14 protein-coding genes are annotated in these 16,263 nt (G+C 42.8%); 2 read left to right on the top strand and 12 right to left on the bottom strand.

The window, feature by feature from the left end:
- Positions 1-35: 35 nt before the first annotated feature.
- The 12 genes from rsmH to K1X66_04230 form a co-directional block, all read right to left on the bottom strand.
- On the bottom strand, positions 36-1,049 hold the full coding sequence (rsmH, locus tag K1X66_04175; GenBank protein ID MBX7157565.1) for a 16S rRNA (cytosine(1402)-N(4))-methyltransferase RsmH: 1,014 nt from the start codon (positions 1,047-1,049) through the stop codon (positions 36-38).
- A 357-nt stretch (positions 1,050-1,406) separates the two neighbouring features.
- A complete protein-coding gene (locus K1X66_04180) occupies positions 1,407-1,739 on the bottom strand; it encodes a hypothetical protein (protein ID MBX7157566.1) in 333 nt (110 codons plus the stop codon).
- 144 nt (positions 1,740-1,883) lie between these two features.
- On the bottom strand, positions 1,884-3,452 hold the full coding sequence (locus K1X66_04185) for a 2-oxo acid dehydrogenase subunit E2 (GenBank protein ID MBX7157567.1): 1,569 nt from the start codon (positions 3,450-3,452) through the stop codon (positions 1,884-1,886).
- Between the two features lie 2 nt (positions 3,453-3,454).
- On the bottom strand, positions 3,455-6,133 hold the full coding sequence (gene aceE, locus K1X66_04190; GenBank protein ID MBX7157568.1) for a pyruvate dehydrogenase (acetyl-transferring), homodimeric type: 2,679 nt from the start codon (positions 6,131-6,133) through the stop codon (positions 3,455-3,457).
- A gap of 83 nt (positions 6,134-6,216) precedes the next feature.
- Positions 6,217-7,074 carry a transglutaminase family protein gene (locus K1X66_04195; protein MBX7157569.1) on the bottom strand — a complete coding sequence of 286 codons (858 nt, stop codon included), beginning with the start codon at positions 7,072-7,074 and terminating at the stop codon, positions 6,217-6,219.
- On the bottom strand, positions 7,071-9,452 hold the full coding sequence (locus tag K1X66_04200; GenBank protein MBX7157570.1) for a circularly permuted type 2 ATP-grasp protein: 2,382 nt from the start codon (positions 9,450-9,452) through the stop codon (positions 7,071-7,073). Before K1X66_04200 ends, K1X66_04195 begins: the two co-directional genes overlap by 4 nt.
- Entirely contained in the window at positions 9,449-10,414 is a 966-nt protein-coding gene (locus tag K1X66_04205) for an alpha-E domain-containing protein (protein ID MBX7157571.1), read from the bottom strand. Before K1X66_04205 ends, K1X66_04200 begins: the two co-directional genes overlap by 4 nt.
- Before the next feature lies 1 nt (position 10,415).
- Positions 10,416-11,813, bottom strand: coding sequence for a circularly permuted type 2 ATP-grasp protein (locus K1X66_04210; protein MBX7157572.1), 1,398 nt, complete (start codon positions 11,811-11,813; stop codon positions 10,416-10,418).
- A 110-nt stretch (positions 11,814-11,923) separates the two neighbouring features.
- Positions 11,924-13,042 carry a 6-phosphofructokinase gene (locus tag K1X66_04215; protein ID MBX7157573.1) on the bottom strand — a complete coding sequence of 373 codons (1,119 nt, stop codon included), beginning with the start codon at positions 13,040-13,042 and terminating at the stop codon, positions 11,924-11,926.
- A 56-nt stretch (positions 13,043-13,098) separates the two neighbouring features.
- Positions 13,099-13,401 (bottom strand): 4a-hydroxytetrahydrobiopterin dehydratase, encoded by a 303-nt coding sequence (locus tag K1X66_04220; GenBank protein ID MBX7157574.1) that lies wholly within the window; start codon positions 13,399-13,401, stop codon positions 13,099-13,101.
- A gap of 1 nt (position 13,402) precedes the next feature.
- Positions 13,403-13,810 carry a DUF1232 domain-containing protein gene (locus tag K1X66_04225; protein MBX7157575.1) on the bottom strand — a complete coding sequence of 136 codons (408 nt, stop codon included), beginning with the start codon at positions 13,808-13,810 and terminating at the stop codon, positions 13,403-13,405.
- 69 nt (positions 13,811-13,879) lie between these two features.
- A complete protein-coding gene (locus tag K1X66_04230) occupies positions 13,880-14,527 on the bottom strand; it encodes an aquaporin (GenBank protein ID MBX7157576.1) in 648 nt (215 codons plus the stop codon).
- 154 nt (positions 14,528-14,681) lie between these two features.
- On the opposite strand from K1X66_04230, the gene larE reads away from it, so the two are divergent.
- Positions 14,682-15,491 carry an ATP-dependent sacrificial sulfur transferase LarE gene (gene larE, locus K1X66_04235; GenBank protein ID MBX7157577.1) on the top strand — a complete coding sequence of 270 codons (810 nt, stop codon included), beginning with the start codon at positions 14,682-14,684 and terminating at the stop codon, positions 15,489-15,491.
- Positions 15,488-16,261 (top strand): thiazole synthase, encoded by a 774-nt coding sequence (locus K1X66_04240; protein ID MBX7157578.1) that lies wholly within the window; start codon positions 15,488-15,490, stop codon positions 16,259-16,261. The genes larE and K1X66_04240 overlap by 4 nt, the downstream gene beginning before the upstream one ends.
- Positions 16,262-16,263 lie beyond the last annotated feature (2 nt).

Below are 16,263 nucleotides of genomic sequence, written 5' to 3' on the forward strand. Positions count from 1 at the left end.
AAAAAATTCGTGTTCGCGATAATAGAAAGAGGGGGTTAGTTTAATATAGCCCAACGTAATTTAGCTGAAGTAGCACGCGGGTTGGAATGACATTCTTCAGCATTTGGCCGAATGACATCTTGAGCTATTTCACGATAAATTCCTTGTTGTAGACCTTCTTTAAAAGTTTTTTTGACGCGTCGATCTTCGCCGGAGTGAAAGGTTAAAATGGCAACGCGTCCTTCGGGATTCAGGCAAAAAGGGAGTTGTCTTAAGAAGGCTTCTAATGCGGAAAATTCGCCATTAACGGCAATGCGTAGTGCTTGGAAAACGCGTCGAACAGTTTGATCTTTTTCTTGAGATTCTAAACGGGGTAGTGTGTTGTGAATCGCTTTGACTAAAGTTGAAGTCGTAAAGAAGGTTTTTCCGGCTAAAGCAGATGCTAAAATTTCTGCATTGGGTTCATCAGCATTTTCTATGAGCAAAGTTTTTAAAGAGTCAGAAGTTATTTTTTCTAAAAAAATGGAAGCAGGTTGACCTTTTTGTGGATTCATTCGCATGTCCAACGGCCCTTCTAATTTTACGGAAAATCCTCGAGAGGGATTATCGAGTTGCATGGAAGAAACGCCAAGGTCAGCCAAAATGATATCGGCCTTATGCCATTGTAATTTAGCTAAAGCTTTGGTGATTCCAGCAAAGTTAATGTGAAAAATTACAAAATTGCCTTCATTAAATCCTAATTTACGCAATCGTGTTTCAGTTTTATTTAGTTCGATAGAGTCAACATCCATTCCCAGTAATCTGCCATTGGGCTGTAGGCGAGCTAGAATTTCTTGAGCGTGTCCACCATAACCGAGAGTGCAATCGACCGCGGTTTCGCCTGGTTGTGGAGACAAGATTTCTAGAATTTCTTGGACCATGATGGGTCGATGCATGCCTACAGGCGTTTTTCCTGAAGCGATAACTTTTGCGAGTGTTTCTTGATAACGCTCAGGTTGATGCTCTTTATACTTTTCCTCAAATCGTCTCGGATTTTTGCCAGAATAACGAGGGCGACGTTTTCTTAACATGAACAAAAGTGTGATTAGCTAAATTTTGCGTTTTTTAATAATAAATACGATTGTCGGCCATACGAAAAAAATTACTAACGACCATAATAAAATAGATTTATCTAACCCTTTTAGAAAGTTCAAATTGTCTGAATGATCGCTAAGCCATGCTATAAGTAAATAACCTAACATACTTGCCAATATACCTATCATATGTGGAAAAATGGGTAGAGTATTTAATTTAACCTTCATGCGTTTTGATTTAACCCAAGCATAGAAAAAACAAATAATAAGTACAATTAATAGAATTATACTTAAAGCCACCGATGAGATAAGAGCGTCAAATCCAGCAAAACTAATGTCACTCATAATTTATTTTTAAATAGGAATCGTTGAAACCTTTTCGACGGGATATTCGTTGTCTTTGCTTTCATTCATATCTTGGCGATAAACTTCAAGTTGGTTAGAATGTCTCATTACGAAAAGAAGATTTCCAAAACCCGCATGCCAAGATTTAGCAGCTATTAAAGTATTAGAAGGAAGGCCGTAATCTGAAAATTCTTTAGGATCAAGTTCTCGATAGTAACCCTTAGCGCGTGAAATAATTTGATAGCTTTCTCCGTTTACATTAAGAGTGACATTGCCTTTAGGTTCATCTCTATTTTCAGTTTGAGAGTTGTAAGCACAAGAGCCGCGAAACTCCCAAGTCATTTGTGAAGCATTGCCACCTCCCCTATTTGAGGCACATCCGCAAAGTAACATTGTTATAAATAAAAAATAAGATTTCATGAAAAAAAGTATGAACTTTACTGATTAAGTTCAATTCGAAGTTTGAAATTTTTAATGAATTTTAAATTATAAGCCTAAAAAACTTACTGCGAAATTTTCTAAAATTTCTGCGATGCGGCGGGTAAAGCGAGCGCCATCGGCGCCGTCGACGATGCGGTGATCGTAAGTGACGCAGAGTGGACACATCAAACGAGGTTTAAAGGTTGTGCCATCCCAGATGGGTTGGATTTGGCCTCGCGAGATGCCCAAAATAGCGGCTTGAGGAGGATTGACTAACGGAGTGAAATGGTTACCGCCAATACCGCCTAAATTGGAAATGGTAAAGGTGGCACCTTGCATTTCGTTAGCGGTTACTTTGCGGTCGCGAGCTTTTTGGGCAAGAGTTGCAATTTCTAAAGAGATTTCTTTGATTGATTTTTTATCCGCATCACGAATCACGGGCACTAATAAACCGTTTTCCGTGTCGACTGCAACGCCGATGTGATAATATTTTTTTTGAATTAAAAGACCCTTCGTTAAATCGATCGAAGTATTAAATTGTGGAAATTCTTGTAATGCTTGTGCAGCAGCTTTGATGGCAAAAGAAGTAACCGAGAGGACGCCACCTTGTTGTTTAATCTGTGGGGCAAATTTTTTACGAATGAGGTCGAGCTCTGTAATGTCAGCTTGATCGGAATGAGTGACCATAGGAATGGACCAGGACCAGGCCATTTGATCGGCAATTTTTTTACGCAACGAGGTGAGAGGTTTTTCTTCAATGGGTCCCCATTGCGAAAAATCGGGTAAAGGTTGTGTCAGTTTTACACCGCCTTCACGAACAAAGGTTTTAACATCTTCTTGAGTGATGCGTTCGCCCTGGCCAGAAACTTGAGCTAAGTTGACTCCTAATTCTCTTGCAAATCGGCGTGTAGCCGGTGCGGCGTAGACTTTATCGCCATCGGTTGTGGAAGAAGGAATGACAGTTTTTTCTGAAAATTCTTTGTTTGCCGGTTGTTCGCTTTTTGTTTTTTGTGGTGTTTCGGGAATTTCAGTTTCGTGTGATTTTTCTGCTATGGTCGCCTGTATTTCTAAAAGCAAAGAGCCTACTTTGACTTTGTCTCCTTCTTTTATAAGGACTTTAGTGATTTTGCCTTGAGCTGGAGAAGGAATTTCTGCGACAGCTTTATCGGTTTCAATTTCTAAAAGAGTTTGATCCTTGTCCACGGAATCACCAGTTTTGACAAGAACTTTAACAATTTCCCCACCTTCAATGCCTTCCCCTAAACTCGGAAGTTTAACTTCTTGTAATTGAGTTTTTGTGGCCGATGATTTTTTAGCTTCTTCTTTCTTTTTCTCTTCTTTTTTCGATTCTTCTTTTGGTGGGGTTGCCACTTTCTTTTCTGGCTCTTTTTCTTTTTCGTTGGGATCCATTTCTAATAAAGGACTCCCAACTTTAATTTTATCTCCGGATTTTACTAAAATTTTAGTTACTTTTCCTGATTTTGCTGAGGGCACTTCAGCCACGGCCTTATCCGTTTCAACTTCAAGAAGAGTTTGGTTTTGTTCTACGTGATCGCCTTCTTTCACTAAAACTTTGACAACATCGCCACTTTCGATGCCTTCGCCTAAATCGGGGAGTAAAACGGGTTCTGACATAACTAAGCAAAAAGGGAGAAAGGTTTTTTAGGATCAACACCTAAATCTTTGATGGCTTTGGCAACGATTTCGGGTTTGATTTCACCGCGTTGCGCTAACGCATGAAGAGTGGCGATAGTAATGCATTCGGCATCGATTTCAAAGTGGCGACGCAGATTTTTTCTGGATTCGCTGCGACCAAACCCATCTGTGCCCAAAGTAGTTAAGCCACCTGGAACCCAAGACGCGATTTGATCGGGAACCAATCGCATATAATCAGAGGCTGCTATCACAGGGCCTTTTTCTTTTTCTAAAAGTTCCGTGACGTAAGGTTTTTTAGGTTTTTGGGTGGGGTTAAGCATGTTCCATCGTGTGACCTCCATCGCATCGTAACGCAGTTGTTTGTAACTTGTCGCGCTCCAAATATCAGCGGAAACTCCGTAACGCTCCGCTAAAATGGTTTGAGCATCTAGAGCGCAATTAATAATCGTAGCGCTGCCTAAGATTTGTGCCTGCAGTTTTTTATTCTTTGGACCGGCCTTAAATTTATAAAGACCTTTTAAGATGCCTTCTTCCACGCCCTTGGGCATGGGAGCCATGGCATAATCTTCATTTTGCAAAGTTAGATAGTAGAAAATATCTTCGCCTTTTTCATACATGCGCTTGAGACCATTTTGGATGATGACAGCGATTTCGTAAGCAAACGCAGGGTCGTAAGCCATCACGTTGGGCACGGTGGCGGCAAGAATATGGCTATGACCATCTTCGTGTTGCAAACCTTCACCATTTAGTGTTGTGCGACCTGCTGTGGCGCCTAATAAAAATCCTTTTGTGCGCGAATCGGCTGCGGCCCAAATCAAATCGCCAATGCGTTGAAATCCAAACATGGAGTAAAAAATGAAGAAGGGAATCATGTTTACGCCGTGCACGGAGTAAGAAGTGCCCGCGGCAATGAAGGAAGAAATGGCGCCTGCTTCGCTAATGCCTTCTTCCAGAATTTGTCCGTTCTTGGCTTCTTTGTAAGGCATGAGTGATCCGGCATCAACGGGATCGTAGAGTTGGCCCAAGCAGGAATAAATGCCATACTTTCTAAACATACCCTCCATACCAAACGTGCGTGCTTCATCGGGAATAATCGGCACGATAAATTTGCCGATTTCTGGATGATTCATGAGTTTGGCTAAAATATCGCGAAATGATCGTGTGGTTGAGCTGGCTTTGTCTTTAGGAGTTCCTTCGAAAAATTCTTTAAATTCAGAAAGTTTTGGTGCGCTAAATTTAGGTGTTTTAGTATTGCGATGAGGCAAGTAACCCCCCAAAGCTTCGCGCTGTTGACGTAAATATTTAAGTTCGGGGCTATCATCAGAAGGTTTATAAAATTTGGCTTGTAGCGCTTCTTCATCATTAAGTGAGATGCCAAAACGCGTTCGGAAATGAAGCAAGGCAGGCTCTTGCAGTTTTTTCTGTTGATGCGCAACATTAACACCTTCGCCATATTCGCCGAGGCCGTAGCCTTTGATTGTTTTCACTAGAATGACAGTGGGTTGACCTTTATGATGAATAGCAGCGTGATAAGCGGCATACATTTTAATGGGATCATGTCCACCGCGACGAATGCGTTGCACTTGTTCATCAGATAGACGCTCGGCGATTTCCAATGTTTCCGGATAAGCGCCAAAAAAATGTTTGCGAACATATTCGCCAGAGCTCACAGAATATTTTTGGTATTGGCCATCGACGACTTCCATCATGCGTTTAAGCAACAATCCTTTGGTGTCAGCTGCTAAAAGCGCATCCCATTCTGAGCCCCAAATGACTTTGATGACATTCCAACCCGCACCTCGAAAAGCGGCTTCTAATTCTTGAATAATTTTCCCGTTGCCGCGCACGGGGCCATCGAGCCGTTGCAAATTGCAGTTCACAACCCAAGTAAGGTTATCGAGATTTTCTCTAGCAGCTAGAGTGATTGAGCCCAAGGATTCTGGTTCATCACATTCGCCATCGCCTAAAAAGGCCCAAATGCGATTGTTCGAAGTGTCTTTGATACCGCGATGATGCAAGTAGCGATTAAAACGGGCATGATAAATGGACATGATGGGGCCTAACCCCATTGAAACTGTGGGAAATTGCCAAAAATCAGGCATTAACCAAGGGTGGGGATAAGAAGATAAGCCGCCACCTTTACCCATTTCACGACGAAAGTTTTCAAGTTGTTGTTCTGTAATGCGGCCTTCCAAAAAAGCGCGCGCATAGATGCCAGGCGAAGCATGGCCTTGAAAATAAACGTGATCACCGCCACCTTCTGCTCGCGGTCCTTTGAAAAAATGATTGAACCCGACCTCCAATATAGTGGCTGAAGAGGCGTAAGTTGAAATATGGCCGCCAATGCCGTCCTCTTCTTTATTGGCACGAACGACCATTGCCATGGCGTTCCAGCGCACCAAACTTTTGATGCGACGCTCCATTTCCCAGTCACCCGGTTTGGCGGGTTCTTTTTCGGGCGGAATAGTGTTGCAATAAGGCGTGGTTTGTTGAGATGGCATTTCTACGCCAGTGCGACGAGCTTTGGCTTCCAATTGATCCAATAGCCAAAGCGCGCGTTCTGGCCCTTTTTCGTGTAACACATAATCTAGTGAATCGATCCATTCCTGTGTTTCCTGGGGATCGTAATCGTGTGTTCCGTTTTTATTTTTTTGTGCCATGGCTGTATCCTATTTTTGGGGCGTTTTATTAATACAAGAAAAATAAAATTCTGCTAGTGCCTTTTCAGAAAAAAATAAGCCATTTAATTTATGCGTTTTACATTGACTTGAACCGTCAGGTTCAAGGATTGAGAGCCTTGATAAGTGCCGCGGAAAGGGGGCACATCGGAATAATCGCGGCCTATTGCTAGCACGATATGTCGATTTTCGGTAAAAATCCCATTGGTAGGATCATAGCCTCTCCAGGTTTGGTCAGGCATGAGAACTTCCACCCAGGCGTGACTGGCTTCCGCGCCTACGAGTTCAGGTTGGTTCGCGGAGCTGCTACTTTCAATATAGCCACTGACATAGCGAGTGGGAATTTGTGCTGTTCTCAAAACAGCGAGCATAAAATGGGCAAAGTCTTGGCAGACTCCTTGTTTCGTTTTTGCGATTTGAATAGCAGGTGTTTCAACGGTTGTTGTGCCAGATTCATAGTGAAAATGCTCGTTAATAAAGCGAGTGAAATCGAAGAGAGCTTCGCCTAAGGGTTTGGGGGCAGGAAACCATTTTGAAATAAATCGTTCAAAGGGTTTTCCCAATGGAACTAAAAGAGTGGAAGCCAAAAAATCAAAGTAATCGGGCGTGAGGCTTTGATAAAGTTGTTGAGCGGATTGGATAGAAAGGGGCTCTGAGTGATAAGGTTGGGCTGCAATTTCTACTTCGCATTGGGAAAGAATTTTCATTTCTTCATGGCGTGATGCTAAAGAAAAAAACTCAACCTGATTACCGTAGTGGTCGAGATAAGAATTGACTTGGGTTTCAGGATAGATGGTTAGGATGCGTTGTTTTAATTTTTGATGAGGCGTTGCTAGAGGAGCGAGGCGAAGCTCGGCAAAAGATTCCATCACGGGACCGGAATAATGGTAGTGAGTCAAGTGTTCGATGCGAAACTGGTTCATGAAGTGAAAGAAGCGTTAAAAGTGTGAGTTTCGCCAAAAGGTTGATGTTGAAAAAAGGTGTCAGAAATTAAATTATGTAATTCACTGGCTCGATGGAAAATGTTTTCCAATAAGGAATTTAATGTTTCCAACTGAATTAATTCGGTCAGTTGATTGGAGAGTTGAGTTACGATTTGTTCGCCAGGTTCGAAATTTTGAATTTGTCGCGTGAAAAAGTCGGTGAGTCGACGCAAGCAAAAATTTAAAGAGGCGGGCGATTTTTTTTCTGTTAGAAGCATTTCTGCAACATAAAGGGGATGAGCGCGTTGTTGATATTTACGATGGTAAGCATCTTGTGTGCCCATCATGCGCAAGAATGCGTTGAGAAGGGGATTTTCAATGTCTTGATCTTCGTCCCAAGTTAAAGAGAGTTTGGCTTGGGATGCGTAAGTGGCTTGCAGACTCACTGTGGTCATGAGAATGCGTTCCAGATATAAGCCGGTATAGAAAAAACCGTTTCCTGTGTCTTGTAACATGGTGCGCATGACCATACCCCGGAATGAAGCCAGTTGATTTAAAGATGTTTCCAATCCGCGCCGAATTGCGATCATGGCAGAGGCGCCTAGGGTTATGCTTTGTTCCGCGTAGGAAGTGAGCGTTTGCTCTAATCGGTTGATGACAGACCATGCTTCGGGCGGGACGTAGTCTTGGAGTGCGTTAGCATTTTGTCTAGCTTGTCGCACGGAATTGAGTAAAGACGCGGCATTTTCTGAATCAAAAGTGATATGGAACGCTGTTTTGATATGATTTTCCTTAGAGAATTGTGGTAGGAAGGAATTATTGTAACCACTAGCGCGGCTTAATGCTTCCCAGAGCGGTTGCCAGAGAGGATTGTCGCCTAACGTTGATTCGAGTCGAACTTCATCTAAAATTGAAAACATGCGCGCGATGCATTCAGCGCGTTCTGTATAGCGACCTAACCAATAAAGTGATTCAGCTGGGCGACTGCCTAAATGATCTGTGATTGGGGCAAATGATCTGGATTGAACAGTGGCATGCGGAGTGGAATGAGGATTGGCGTCAACGATCCAGGTATCTTTAGCGACGTAAGGTGATTTTAAAAAGAGATGATCGTCTTTAACAAGTTTTGTTAGTCCGCCAGGTATGACTTCAATCCCGTTGCGATCGATTAAAATAAAACATCGCAAAATGAAGGGTTTGGCGTGGAGTGCGCCATATTTTGTCAAACAAGAAAGTGTTTCGTAGTTGAGTTTGGGGTGAGCTAAGAGGGAAGGGGAATTCTGTTTCAGTGCTTTATTAGGATTTTTAATTGCGCGCAGTGTCAGGCCATTTTGAAAGAAATCAAAATTCTCTGGATTTTCTTGGATCTTCTTTTTTTGATTAGGATCAGCAAGAAGGAAAGTAGGAAGCGTGTTTAAAATAGGGGTTTCTTGCAAATAAAAATGAGTCATTTCTGAAAACCAAGGGAATAAGGCTCGATTTTCCGCCACGCGATTGCCCAGAGGATTTACCAATTGTGTCATACCGCTTCGCCAGCTTTGAAAAAGACCAGGAATGCCATCCGGTTTGCCGCTTGTCACGGGATCTAAATGGGAATGGGCACTGAATTGAAGTAAGGTGTGAATGGGTTGCAGACCTGCAATGGTTTTATAATGGAGCACATTATCGCGCACGATTAGATCTTGGCACTTCGCAAGAATAATTCCCATTTTGCGAGCCAGAAAACCGTGTTCAAACTCATCGTGACGGGTAGCGGCTTCGCTTAATAAGGCAATTCGCTTCGTAGAAGTTGAAGCAGGCGATGTGCTTTGCAAATTTTCTAAAAGTTGTGCGGGAAATTGAGAAATGGAAAAAACGTGCACTTTTTCTCGCAATTCAGGAAAGATCTGGCTTTGAATGCGTCGATTTTGCAAGGCATAAGCGATTCCAGAAGGTGCGTCCAACTGAAGATTGGCAATATGCCAAGTGTGATTGTTTTCTTTTACTAAATCTACAACAATAAAACGCAGGCGGAGTTGGTCGGGCAGATTGAGAATGCGATAATCTCGTTGATAATCTGGATGGTTCAAAACGAGTTCGAAAGGGAAATTGGGTTGTTTCAGAATTTTTCCTTCTGAATAAATATCTTGTAAGAAACTTTGAAAAGTCTGAGCCACTTGAGTTAAACCCTTTTCCAAATGTCGCCATTCTTTTTCTTCTATTTGATGAGGCAAAAGGTCTAAGGATAATTGCGCTTCCTGATTTTTCGGATAAGCCAACGTGGGCGACACTAACATGCCTAAGGCTCGAGCCACATTTTGAGCATTTTCTTGGCGAGCAACCAGATGAGGAGCGGCGAATCGTTTGACGATGGTTTGATTGGATAAAAGAGCGGTCATTGTTCAAGTTGCGGAATGGCCTGGTTTAGATGATAGCAAAGGTAAGTTTTGAATATGGCTTCATCCAAAGTATTTAAATTGAGTTGAATGCGGTCGACGATTTGGTGTAAGACATTGGCTTTAGAAAAGTTTTTGGGTGTTTTGGCGAGAGTATTCCACAATATTTTCCAAGCTTTATAAGGAGGTAAAAGGTGGTATAAAGTTTGATGAGATTGCGCAATTTGATTTAAGAAGAATTCAATTTGTTTTGCGCAATAGGTTATGGAGCGTGGAAAAAAGGGATCGTGAAAAAGAAATTCAATGACTTTTTCGGGTTGGGGCGTAACTCGGTAGCGTTTTTGATAAGCTTGTTTTGCACTGCAACTCTGTAAGATAGCAACCCAAGAAAATAGGGGGTCTAAGGATTGCAGCAAAGGATTGTCTAAAAAACGGGAAGTTTTTTCGGCACGCTCTAAATATTTGCCAATTTGTATGAAATGCCAACCTTCGTGATGCGCCATAGTGGCGTCTGTGATACCTTGAAAAAGATGGGAGTCTTGTTTGATACGATTAAAAAATTCGTAGGGATTTTTTGAAAGAAGTTGATGAGCTTGACGGCTGATGCTCCAAAGAAAAGTTCGATTAATTTGCTCCCACATTTCATTTGAGATTTCTTCACGAATGGCTCGAGCATTTTCTCGGGCAGATTTCAGTTGATTAAAAAGTGAATAAGGATTGGTTGCTTCTGTGACTAAAAATTCAGTTACTGTTCTAGAATCGTAAGCACGGTGATGTTTGCAAAATTCATTTTTTAAATCCAAACAAACCAAAAGTGGCTGCCAATTTTTTCGAAGTTGTTGAGCTTCACGTTGCGGTAAATCTAATAGGATTTGAAGGCTGACATCAATGAGACGTGCCACATTCTCTGCGCGCTCTATATAACGCGCCATCCAGTAAAGATTGTCTGCGACACGGCTTAGCATATTATCTTTCTTTTTTTTCTGATTTTAAAACCCACGTGTCTTTACTGCCACCGCCTTGGGAGGAATTAACCACAAGCGATCCTTTTTTTAATGCTACTCGTGTGAGTCCACCTGGGATGATGCTAATTTTTTCTCCATTTAAAACGTAGGGGCGAAGATCGATGTGGCGGCCCTCCCATTTGCTATTGCAATAACAAGGGTGTCGCGAAAGGGCAATGGTCGGTTGGGCAATATAATTGCGAGGATTGGCTTGAATAAGTTCGCGAAATTTTTGGATTTCACGTCGGCTGGCGTGAGGGCCAATTAACATGCCATAACCACCCGATTCATTAGCGGCTTTCACCACGAGAGAGGGTAAATTTTCGAGAATAAATTTTTTATCTTCCGGTCGATAGGCTAAATAGGTTGGAACATTGGGTAAAATAGGCTCTTCTTTTAAATAGTAACGAATCATGTCCGGTACAAAAGCGTAAATCATTTTATCATCAACTACACCCGTGCCAATGGCGTTAATTAAATTAACATTACCGCGGCGATAAGCTTCAAATAGTCCAGGTACACCGAGCGCAGAGTCTTTACGAAAAACAAGCGGATCTAAGAAATCATCATCTACGCGACGATAGATAACATGAACAGGTTGCAAACCTTGCGTGGTGCGCGCATAAACTTTATTCCGAATCACGTCTAGATCGCGTCCTTCGACAATGGGAATGCCCATTTGTCGGGCAAGAAAAGAGTGTTCAAAATAAGCGCTGTTATAGATGCCTGGCGTTAATAGCACGATGGTGGGATCAGTGCAGGGAGCGACATAATGCAGTAAACGTAAAAGTTCTTGTGGATAATGCTCCACCGGTCGCACTTGATGTGTTTCAAAAAGTGTGGGGAAAATGCGTTTTAATGTCTGCCTATTTTCTAGTAGGTAAGAAACTCCGCTTGGTGTGCGAGCATTATCTTCCAAGACTAGATAATTGCCTTGCGCATCGCGAATGAGGTCGGTGCCACAGATATGAAGATAAATATTCTTAGGCACGCGAAAACCGATGAGGGCTTTTCGAAAATGGGCGGCGCTTTCGACATAAGTTCTTGGAATGATGTTATCTTTAAGAATGGTTTGTTTATGATAAATATCGTTTAGAAAAAGATTCAGCGCGGTGACACGCTGCATTAATCCTTTTTCAATATGAGTCCATTCTTTAGCGGGAATCATCCGGGGAAATAAATCAAAAGGCATGATCCGTTCCGTGCCTTGATTATCGTGGTAAACGGTGAAAGTAATGCCTTGATTCAGGAAGGCCAGATCAGCATTTTGTCGAAGCTCTTGAAAAGTAGTTGGAGTCAATTTTTCGAGGTGACGACATAGCTTGCGGTAATGACCTCGAAACTGGTTAGGTTTTTCCATGACTTCATCGAAAAAACCTTCCAAAGTATAACGATCAAAAGATAGCGGACGTGGTTCGCGCCAACGGGTTAAAGGTTTTAATTTTTTTTTAACAAATGCTTTCGCGGCTTTCATTGCCCAATCATTTCCGGTAAGACATCTTCATCACCAAAGGAAATTCCCATGAGCTTAGCGCCTTGCACGACTTGACCATCCGGTGGCACGAGTTTGGGTTGGTTAATGGCTTCTGCGATGCTCACACTTCCAATTTGATAGCCTTGATAGCTTACCATATGGCCATATTTTTCTTGATAAATGAGTTCAACAGCAGCCACTCCAAAACGGGTGCCTAAAATACGATCTAAAGCAGTTGGATTTCCTCCACGCTGAAGGTGAGCGAGCACGACAGCACGCGTTTCCCAATGCACTCGTTTTGAGATTTCCTCGGCGACGAGCAGTGAAATGCCGCCCAAACGTTTTTCACCTGCCTGCGGCAAATCTTTTAATGTAACATAGCTTTGTCCCTCAGGTGTCGCGCCTTCTGCGACGACAATCATCGTTGAACGATAGCCTGCGCTCATGCGTCGTTGCACGGCACGAGCCACATAGTCGTAATGAAAAGGAATCTCAGGAATTAAAATGATGTCGGCTCCTCCCGCCAATCCCCCATGCAACGCGATCCAACCAGCATAGCGTCCCATCGTTTCTACTACCATCACACGACGATGACTTCGAGCGGTGGTGTGCAAGCGATCCAACGAATCGGCGACGCATGCACAGGCGGAATCAAAACCAAACGAAGTCGCTGTGGCGGAAATATCGTTATCAATTGTTTTGGGCACACCTACTACGGGTATGCCGGCTTCAAAAAGTTGTTGCGCTGTAGCAAGTGAGCCATCGCCGCCGATACAAATCAAAGCATCGATTTGAAGTTGATGCAGGTTGCGTTTGGCTGTGGCAAGAATTTCATCGGGAATTTTTGCTTTTTCACCGTGGCCAACTTTAGAAGCAAATCGACCGCGATTGGTTGTGCCAAGAATCGTGCCACCCAGCTGCATGATTCCAGAAGTTTTGCGACGATCTAAGATAGTGTAGCCATCCGGTTCAAGCAAACCTTCGTAGCCGTCATGAAAACCATAAATTTCCCAACCTAATTCTGTGCTAACTCTAACTGCGGCGCGAATCACCGCATTGAGACCTGGGCAATCTCCGCCACCTGTTAAAATTCCGATTCTTTTTGGAGCAGTCATAAAACAACAGGCAATATCGCGTTCTGAATGGGAGTTGCAACAACTTTTTCAGTTTTTCAATTTTTTAATAATGGTTTCGCTACAACTTCCAGTTTATGAGCAAGTTGAAAATCCAATACAGTCACACCCTTGGCGCTATGCGTCCTGAGAAAAAGAGTGACTTGGTTGTAAACGTTCTTCCATTCTGCATGGTGATTCATTTGTTCCATGATCAAAGCGGCTTGTGACATAAAACCCCATGCGACATTAAAATTTTTGAAACGCAATTCGCGGTATAACTTTCCTTGTTTTAATTTCCAATTCGGAAGCTTGTGCAGTTCCGCGCGAATCTTTTGGGTAGAAAGTTTTACTGCAACCATCTTAAGCTTGTGTCGTGATGGTTTCCCAATTTAATCCGCGCGAGTTGGCATAATGTTGAAAATCTGGACTGTATTGGGTAAGTACGTAACGCACAACAGCCGAATCATCTAGGTGTCCAAATTTTTCTAAACTATCGGGAATAATATCCACAGCTTGATGCGCATAAGTTAAAGCAAACGCGGCGGCTGCCATCGCGTAATAAGGTAAATGAGGGTAAGAATTATCCGAAGCATCTTCTACGGCATCTGCCAAAAACTCTAATTGATCCACCAGATGAGGAAAAGAAGGTTCGTCGATTTGGGTAAACTCGGCTTTCAACAGGCCAATCTGTTGCAATAAATTTTTCATTCTTTGGGGTGTGATGTGCCGACTTCCATTTTCCACAAATTCTGCGATTTCTGATTTCATAGGGTTAGTTTATACAGGCTGTTAAGTAAATAGCAAGAGAGGGAGAAAAAGTTAGTTCCCGAAATGAAATTAATGTTTCAGTGCAAAAAATAGGCGGTAAGCAAGTGCTGCAACGAAAGCGCCTGCTATGGGTCCTACCCAATAAACCCAATGGTTTGTCCAAAAATGAGCTGCAACAGCTGGAGCGAAAACGCGAGCGGGATTCATTGCGGCGCCTGTTAAAGGGCCTCCAAAAAGAATATCGACGCTGACGGTTAGACCAATCATTAAACCCCCTAGTTTAGGGGCGCGCTCATCCAAACCAGTTCCAAAAATTACTAGCATCAAAAAGAAAGTTAATACCCCTTCAATCAAGACAGCTTGAGAAAGGGTTAATCCCTCAACAACTTGGGGTGTGGTATCAATAATTCCCTGGCTTTCAAAAATGGGTAGACAAAGATAAGTAGCCGCCAAAGCGCCTGCAAGTTGAGCTATAATGTAAAGTAAAGTAGTGAGAGGTGGTAATTTTCCTCCCAAACAACTTCCTAAAGTCACTGCAGGATTAAAATAGCCTCCGGAAATATAGCCAAACGACGAAGCCATCACCGCAATAATCAAACCATGAGCAAGAGCTACTGTTAAAATTTCTTCTCCGGTTGAATAAGTTGCTCCAATCCCAATAAAAAGAAGCGCAAAGGTTCCAATAAATTCAGCCAAACTATTTTGCAATGTTTTCATGAAGTCATGACAGTGACGCGCTAATTTTTAGTGTCAAGCTCTTGCTTGTGAGTTTATGTATCGTGAAATCGTTAAGGTTTTTCCTTTCGAAATAAGTTAAAAAAACAAGAAGTGATCTTGTTAAGCCTCAAAGCTTAGGTAAAATAAATAGACAGTGTTAGAAATTAAGTTACAAAAATTGGATGAGATTTTGCGCGATTGCGAGCGTTTGATCGTGGCCTATTCCGGTGGGGTGGATAGCGCATTTTTGTTTTATCGGGCATATCAAGTGCTTGGGAAAAATTGTTTGGGCGTGATTGCGGACTCGCCAAGTTTGCCGCGTCATGAATTGGAGCAAGCGCTGGCTTTTGCAAAAAAAAATCAACTCCCGGTTGAAGTGGTTGCTACGGATGAATTTCAAAATCCGAATTATTTAGCGAATCCGATTAATCGTTGTTATTTTTGTAAATCGGCGCTTTTTGAGAAATTGACGCAATGGGTTAAAGAAAAAAAAGAAAAAAAGTTCAACGCGATTGCTTATGGGGAAAATGTTGATGATCTTTCCGATTTTCGACCCGGTCGCCAAGCGGCTGAGGAATTTTCTGTGTTAGCGCCTTTGTGTGAAGCAGGCTTAACCAAACAGGAAATTCGTTTAGCTGCGCAACAAGCAGGTCTTCATGTTTTTGATAAACCGGCTTCGCCTTGTCTTTCTTCTCGCATTCCGCATGGAACGCCTGTGACCGTGGAAACTTTAGCGAAAGTCGAGGCGGGTGAAAAAATTTTGCGCGAATTAGGTTTTCATATTTTTCGTCTGCGGCATTATGGTGAAGAAGCAAAAATTGAGTTGGATGAAAAAGAATTTATTTATTTTGATGCGCCTGGCATGAAAGAAAAAATTGAAAAAGGTCTCCAGCAAGTCGGCTACAAAAAAGTGAGTCGAGTTGAAACGCCGTATGGCTTCGCTAAGAAAGCAAATGTTTCATGAGTCAATCTTTAGTCATCGCAGGAAAACGGTTTGATTCTCGTTTGCTAGTCGGCACGGGAAAATTTGGATCATTGCCTTTGATGAAAGAAACGTTAGAAGCCAGTGGCACACAGTTGGTGACTGTCGCCTTGCGTCGCGCCGATTTGAATGGCAAGAAAGAGACAAACATTTTGGATTATCTCGATGCATCGCGTTATTTAATCATGCCAAACACGAGTGGCGCTCGAACGGCGGAAGAAGCCGTGCGTTTGGCGCGTTTGGCAGCAACGATGGGGCTGGAAAAATGGGTGAAACTCGAAATTCATCCTGATCCGCGCTATTTATTGCCTGATCCCGTGGAAACGTTAAAGGCAGCAGAAATATTGGTTAAAGAAAACTTTACTGTGCTCCCTTATATTAATGCTGATCCAGTTTTGGCGAAACGTTTGCAGGATGTGGGATGTGCGACGGTTATGCCTTTGGGATCGCCGATTGGTTCGAATCGTGGTTTGGAAACGCGTGCGCAACTTGCGATCATTATTGAGCAGGCTACGGTGCCAGTAGTCATTGATGCAGGGTTGGGCGTTCCTTCGCATGCTGCAGAAGCGATGGAAATGGGAGCGGATGCCGTTTTAATTAATACTGCTTTGGCTGTGGCTTCTGATCCAGTGCGGATGTCTCATGCTTTTCGCAAGGCTGTCGAAGCAGGTCGTGAAGCCTATGAAATGGGTTTGCCTTCACAGCACACGCGAGCCATTGCTACGAGTCCTTTAACTGGTTTTTTGGAGTAAAA

The sequence above is a fragment of the Verrucomicrobiia bacterium genome (genome assembly GCA_019694135.1).
Taxonomy (GTDB): Bacteria; Verrucomicrobiota; Verrucomicrobiia; order JADLBR01; family JAIBCM01; genus JAIBCM01.

Coding starts and splice junctions, on each gene's coding strand:
- K1X66_04205 (MBX7157571.1), bottom strand. CDS start 10,414: ATGCTAAGCCGTGTCGCAGACAATCTTTACTGGATGGCGCGTTATATA.
- K1X66_04180 (MBX7157566.1), bottom strand. CDS start 1,739: ATGACTTGGGAGTTTCGCGGCTCTTGTGCTTACAACTCTCAAACTGAA.
- rsmH (MBX7157565.1), bottom strand. CDS start 1,049: ATGTTAAGAAAACGTCGCCCTCGTTATTCTGGCAAAAATCCGAGACGA.
- K1X66_04200 (MBX7157570.1), bottom strand. CDS start 9,452: ATGACCGCTCTTTTATCCAATCAAACCATCGTCAAACGATTCGCCGCT.
- K1X66_04225 (MBX7157575.1), bottom strand. CDS start 13,810: ATGAAATCAGAAATCGCAGAATTTGTGGAAAATGGAAGTCGGCACATC.
- K1X66_04220 (MBX7157574.1), bottom strand. CDS start 13,401: ATGGTTGCAGTAAAACTTTCTACCCAAAAGATTCGCGCGGAACTGCAC.
- K1X66_04215 (MBX7157573.1), bottom strand. CDS start 13,042: ATGACTGCTCCAAAAAGAATCGGAATTTTAACAGGTGGCGGAGATTGC.
- aceE (MBX7157568.1), bottom strand. CDS start 6,133: ATGGCACAAAAAAATAAAAACGGAACACACGATTACGATCCCCAGGAA.
- K1X66_04210 (MBX7157572.1), bottom strand. CDS start 11,813: ATGGAAAAACCTAACCAGTTTCGAGGTCATTACCGCAAGCTATGTCGT.
- K1X66_04185 (MBX7157567.1), bottom strand. CDS start 3,452: ATGTCAGAACCCGTTTTACTCCCCGATTTAGGCGAAGGCATCGAAAGT.
- K1X66_04240 (MBX7157578.1), top strand. CDS start 15,488: ATGAGTCAATCTTTAGTCATCGCAGGAAAACGGTTTGATTCTCGTTTG.
- K1X66_04195 (MBX7157569.1), bottom strand. CDS start 7,074: ATGAACCAGTTTCGCATCGAACACTTGACTCACTACCATTATTCCGGT.
- K1X66_04230 (MBX7157576.1), bottom strand. CDS start 14,527: ATGAAAACATTGCAAAATAGTTTGGCTGAATTTATTGGAACCTTTGCG.